General features: G+C 35.4%; 1 pseudogene. It reads right to left on the bottom strand.

What is annotated here, in order from left to right:
* A pseudogene (locus RV17_RS13330) lies at positions 1-640 on the bottom strand (IS3-like element IS1485 family transposase); the annotation flags it as partial.
* Between the last annotated feature and the right edge of the window lie 75 nt (positions 641-715).

Here is a 715-nt window from a genome sequence, read left to right as displayed (position 1 = left end):
AATGGGTTGTCTCTTAAGAATTTACGATTCAATACGTTTGTCGTTTTGGCTTCATTGCAAGTAGAATGATGTACTTTAAAATAAGCAACAGTATAGCTCGATTTTAATCCTCTATTTTTCATGATTCTACTAATTTTTCGTCGGCTGATCTGAATGCCTCGTTTTGATAAGGCTTTTTTTATTTTTCTTGAGCCGTAGGCCTTTCGGCTGCGGATAAATTCTTCAGCGACTGCTTCTTCAAGTTCTGATTCGTCTTTCTTTGGTTTTGATTGATAATAATAGGACTGACGTGATAGACCTAATATTCTGCACATCACTGATATAGGGTAAAGATGCTTATTCGCATCGATTACTTGTCTCTTCGTCCGAATATCAGCGCTGCTTGCGTTAAAATATCATTTTCCATTTCTAATTGCTGGTTTCTTTTACGTAGTTCTAACAATTCTTTTTGTTCAGGCGTAAGATTATCTTTTTCTTTGAATGAACCACTCGTTTTAGATTGCTTTACCCATTTGTCAAATGCTGAAGCCGTTAGTTCATATTCTCGAATGATTTCTACACGTGGCTTTCCAGCTAAGTAAAGATTGACGATTTGTTGCTTGAATTCTTGTGAAAAAGTTCTTTGTGTTCTCTTAGACATAAAAATTCCTCCTGGTATGTTTTCTTCTAGTCTACACACCTTAATTTTTCTGTCTAGTTAATTGTAGCCTATCCA

It is taken from the genome of Enterococcus thailandicus (assembly GCF_001886265.1).
GTDB lineage: Bacteria > Bacillota > Bacilli > Lactobacillales > Enterococcaceae > Enterococcus_B > Enterococcus_B thailandicus.
The sequence above is the reverse complement of the archived record's forward strand: the minus strand, read 5'-3'. Positions and strand labels throughout refer to the sequence as shown.